A 5009-nucleotide genomic window follows, 5' to 3' on the forward strand; every position below is an offset into this window, starting at 1 on the left:
CCTCTTATGATTCGTAAACCCCTTTCGGTCGCAGTAGCTGTTATTTGCACCTCACTATCGGCTAACGTGTTAGCGCAAAAAGAAGCGCAAGCGACAGATGAGCAAATGGTTGTTACGGCAACTCGTACTGAAATGGCTCTAAAACAAGCGCCAGCTTCAATGTCGGTTATCACCGCTCAAGACATCGAAGACAGCCCTGGAATCACTTTGGCTGACATCGTTGCAGAATCAACGAGTGTGGAATCTGATTTTGATAGCACACGTGCTGGCCGTCAGATGATCTCTATTCGTGGTATGGATTCAGACTATACGCTTATCATGGTGAATGGCCGTCGCTTAAGCTCTGCAAGTGCCATCATTCGTGGTAACGATTTCGATCTCTCGACTATTCCAGCTGAGTCAATCGAACGTGTTGAAATCATCCGCGGCCCAATGTCTGCACTTTACGGTTCAGATGGTATGGGTGGCACAATCAACATCATCACCAAAGCTCCAGAAAATGATTGGAGCTCAACGATTAACATGGACACTTCATCTCCATTAGACGGAGATGGTGGCGAAGAATATTCTGTTGGTTTTACTACGTCCGGTGCATTGATTGATGATGAGTTGTTTGCGCGTTTTTCTTTAAATCAAACCTCGCGTGACGCATGGCAACCATATACAGGTAATGGTCGTGAAAATATTACCGCTCTAGAGGAACGCGACACTTTAAGTTTGCTTGCCAACCTGACATGGAATATGACAGACAATCAGACGATTGATTTAGACCTTGGCTATAGTGACGATAAACGTGATGGTTTAGCAGAACACGCTACAGGTTCGAACCTAGTGGATAGTAATGTTGTACGTAACAGTCAAGCGATTACACACAGCGGTTTTTGGAACTGGGGTGACACACAAGTTCGTTACTCTCGTGAAAACGTGACAGACAACGATGCCGCTGATCTAGGTAACAATTACAGTAGCGATGTAGAAGAGCTAACTCAAATAGTAGAAGCGTCAGCAACGACTTATCTTGGTGATAGTCACACCGTAACTTTTGGTATGGACTACCAGTTGAGCGAATTAACCAACAAAGAAAACTTGATCAACGGTACATCAGAAGCGTATCAAGGTGCTTTGTTTGTTCAAGACCAGTGGTTGATGACTGAACAACTCACCGCAACCATTGGTGGACGTTTAGATAAGCACGAATTGTACGGTGAAGAATTCAGCCCGCGTGTGTACTTGGTTCACCAAACGACTAATGACCTGATCATCAAAGGCGGCGTGGGTAAGGCGTTTAAAGCGCCTTCGTTGACTCAAAACCAAGCCGACTACACAGTTAATAGCTGTAAGGGAGCGTGCGATTTATATGGCAACGAAAACCTGAAGCCTGAAACGAGCTTGAACTATGAAATTGCAGCAATATACAACCAACCACGTTGGAATGTTGAAGGTGCCTTGTTCCGCAACGAAATCAATGATCTTATTGATCGCGATGAAACGTACTGCGAGAACGGCGGAGTGTTTGAATCGGGTAAAGGGTGCGCAGACACTTCTAGCTCTACTGGCTATGTGAAAGGGAAGCGTACTTATACCAATGTATCTGAGGCGGTGGTTCAAGGTGCTGAACTTACGGGTCAATTCCAGATTACCGATGAGTGGGGCGTGTCTGGTAACTACACGTTCTTAGACACAGAAGATAAGTCAACGGGTGAAGAACTGCTTGAGCGTTACAAGCATTCAGGTTTAGTTAAACTGAACTGGAGCCCAACTTTCGATCTGAATACCTTTATTAGTGCGCGTTACCGTGGTGAGCGTAATATCGAAACTGATTTGACTCAAGATGCATACACTACTTTAAACATTGGTGGTGTATACAACATTAATGATTCAGTTAGAGTACGTGCAGGCATTACTAACTTGACTGATGAAGCTGTATCACAAGAGCTAGAGAGTATGGGTTATGTTGAAGAGCCACGTACTTACTACGTAGGTATGACAGCGGACTTCTAATCAATCTGTGTTTGATTTGGTAGGAAGATACATATAGAAACGAAGAACCCACATTGGCTCGATACTCTTTAAAGAGAACGGCGAGTGTGGGTTCTTTTTTGTGTGCTTGTATCGGTTTAATTCGTTTGGAATTGGCTTACCTAGATTTTTACACAAGTGACCAAAGCATTACCTGATTTGGTATCCCAAGGCAGCAGCTTGTCATAATCGTGCTCAAAAATATGAACCTCAAAGTAGGGCTTCAATATCTCGATCAATTCCTTAAACGAGAATGCCACCATAGGGTGTACGTCATTCCATACTTGAGTTTCACCCGCAGTCGTTTTTTCGATACTTAGCTTTAACATTTGCTTACTACCTTCGCCGGAGTAGTACCAACCTGAGCGAAAGGTAAAGTCATCATGTTCTTTGTTGGCTGTATGTCGAACAAACAAGTCATTGCTTATCTTCTCTTTATCAACCACGTTGAAGCAGAAGACACCTTCGGGTTTCAAAGCTCGGTGCACGCTTCCAATGCACTCTTTTAGTCTCTCAATACCGTCGTTGTAATGGATGGAATACAAGAAACAAGTGATAAGATCGAGCGGTTCTGAGACCTCAAAGTTACTCATGTTTTGTACTGAAAAGTTAGCTTCAGGGCAACGAACTTGAGCAATGTCGAGCATTGGTTTATTCAGATCAAGGCCACTACTTTGATAGCCGTAATCAATAAAATGGCGAACGTGTGGTCCAGTGCCACATCCAAGGTCGAGGTGTGTTTTTCCTTCATTTCCAAAAATCTGATGTAACCTACGAACGCAGTCACTCTGCGCTTGGTAGTCAATATCGACACACATTAAATCATAGTAACCGGATAGGTCGGTATAGAGTGCGTTGGCGGACATGTTTGCCTGCAGCATTTGCTGAAAAAATTGGGGTGGCGCATAGTAAACTAGAACTTAAAAATAACAAGAAAATCTTGGGTCAACTTATAGGCTTAAATGACCTTTTCTTGATGCTTAGCAATTGTTTCACGAGCCACACTCTATACATGCACCTTCGTGGTTTACTGAGACTCTATTTTTTCCGTTGGATTTAGCACGATAGAGCGCGTCGTCTGTAACTCGAATCAACGTATCTAGGGAGTTGTTGGTACGAACGATGCAGCTGTCGGTAATGCCAATACTGACGCTTGATTGAAACTTGGTGCGATTAAATCCCAAGAATTGATGGGTTCGAAATTCTTCGCAAATACGTTGACCAACAATTTTTGCTTGTGAGTATGCCGTGTTGAGAATGGTTCCATGAGTCGTTCGGTTTTTTGGAAAGAAGACGATAAACTCTTCACCTCCCCAGCGGCCAACCACGCCGTTCAAGGCTTTGACGTGCTTCTTGATGGTATTCGCGAGAGTACGAATCACATCGTCACCAACACTGTGTCCAAATTGGTCATTAATCTTTTTGAAGTCATCAATATCCAATAGTAAACAAGACATCTCAGTCTGTTCTTTTAACGGCTTTTTTAACCAATCGTAAATGGCACTGCGGCTGAACACTTGTGTTAGGTCGTCGTGAAGTGCGCGATGCAATAGCTCTTGTTCTAATATCACCTTGTCGGAAACGTCTTCTATCACCACTTGAATCGCTTTCTCGCCTTCCCAATTAATGATGTTGTCGTAGATGTTGAAGTGTTTTTTACTCCCATCAAAGCATTGGTTTTCAACCACAGAACTGAAGCTTGGTGTATCACCGGCAAGAATACTCTGGCTGCGTCTCATGGCATTGATACGACTGTCCGGCGGAATAATTGAAATGATTGAGTCCATGGCAAGCACTGCTTCTATCGATTTGGCACCTTGCATTTCAACCCAGGCTTGATTAACCATTAGAGGCTTGAAATTTTGGTGGACGAGCACGCCCTGTTTCGAACTATTGAGTAAAGTCCGGTACATACGATCTTTTTCTTGATGTTTACGCTCTGAAGCAACAACTGAGGTAATATCTATGATCATTACACGAAGAGCGGGGCGGTCGTTGACTCTGACCGCTTGAGCAAGGCTAAACAGCGAGAGAAGGCGGTTATTCACCGGAATATCTTTATAGACCTTTCCCTTTCCCAGTTGGCCTTTAATCGCAGAAAGGTAACGTTCACGGACAGAGCCGTGATAATCTTTGGGTATTAATGAGTAGACAAAATCGACGTTGTTGAGAAGTGCTTCACGGCAACTGTAACCGAAGATTTTTGCAATGTTTTCGTCGACATCGATGACACGGTGATCTTGCAGCGTAATATAGCCCTGTGCAGAGTCGAAATTCTGCCTAGGGGTGGCTGTGGTTAAATCTAGTTGGATGCTCATATAGATCTGACTACATATCCTCTCACCAAAAACAGGTGCTTTAAATAAATGGTGGTGTCGTAAATAAATTGTGACTGCTGTATATCGACAAAGCTATCAGATACCTAACACGACAAGCGTCACGAGACTATGTGATTAAAGTGTGCCGTACGCAACTTTTTGAGGGTAGCGTAATTTTACTGTATCTAAAACGGATAAAAAAATTATTAAGGATAATTAAAGAGTTATGGAAATAAAAATTGATGATTTGTCGGGTGGAGAGGTTATTGAGCTACTCGAAGAGCATTTAGCTGATATGTACGCGACATCGCCAGTCGAAAGCGTTCATGCACTGGATCTAGATGGGCTCAAGTCGCCAGAGATTACTTTTTTCAGTGGTTGGAAAGACAGCCAACTGCTTGGGTGTGTCGCCATTAAAGAGCTTGATACACAACACGCTGAACTGAAGTCGATGAGAACCTCGCAGTTTGCAAGAAAATCCGGTGTCGCAAGCAAGCTATTGCAGCACGTTTTGGATACGGCAACCGCTCGCCAATATCGACGTATTAGCCTAGAAACGGGATCGGAAGACTACTTTAAGCCAGCGCGTAATTTGTATCAAAAATTTGGCTTCGGTTACTGTGAACCTTTTGCTGATTATGTGTTAGATCCGCACAGTCAGTTCATGAGTAT

General features: G+C 43.5%; 4 protein-coding genes. 2 read left to right on the top strand and 2 right to left on the bottom strand.

All coding sequences use genetic code 11. From position 1 onward, the window contains the following. On the top strand, positions 1 to 2001 hold a 2001-nt coding region (locus AB4232_RS20205; RefSeq protein WP_372087865.1), incomplete at its 5' end, for a TonB-dependent receptor domain-containing protein. Positions 2002 to 2141: 140 nt separating this feature from the next. Here the strand turns inward: AB4232_RS20205 and AB4232_RS20210 are convergent. Then, positions 2142 to 2885 carry a class I SAM-dependent methyltransferase gene (locus AB4232_RS20210; RefSeq protein ID WP_372087866.1) on the bottom strand — a complete coding sequence of 248 codons (744 nt, stop codon included), beginning with the start codon at positions 2883 to 2885 and terminating at the stop codon, positions 2142 to 2144. Positions 2886 to 3011: 126 nt separating this feature from the next. Beyond that, positions 3012 to 4337 (bottom strand): diguanylate cyclase, encoded by a 1326-nt coding sequence (locus AB4232_RS20215; RefSeq protein ID WP_371728171.1) that lies wholly within the window; start codon positions 4335 to 4337, stop codon positions 3012 to 3014. Positions 4338 to 4563: 226 nt separating this feature from the next. On the opposite strand from AB4232_RS20215, the gene AB4232_RS20220 reads away from it, so the two are divergent. Beyond that, positions 4564 to 5009 (top strand): GNAT family N-acetyltransferase (locus tag AB4232_RS20220; RefSeq protein WP_372087867.1); only part of this gene is annotated, 446 nt, incomplete at its 3' end.

This window comes from Vibrio sp. 10N.286.46.A8 (assembly GCF_041470165.1).
Classification (GTDB): Bacteria; Pseudomonadota; Gammaproteobacteria; order Enterobacterales; family Vibrionaceae; genus Vibrio; species Vibrio tasmaniensis_A.

Coding starts and splice junctions, on each gene's coding strand:
- AB4232_RS20215 (WP_371728171.1), bottom strand. CDS start 4,337: ATGAGCATCCAACTAGATTTAACCACAGCCACCCCTAGGCAGAATTTC.
- AB4232_RS20210 (WP_372087866.1), bottom strand. CDS start 2,885: ATGTCCGCCAACGCACTCTATACCGACCTATCCGGTTACTATGATTTA.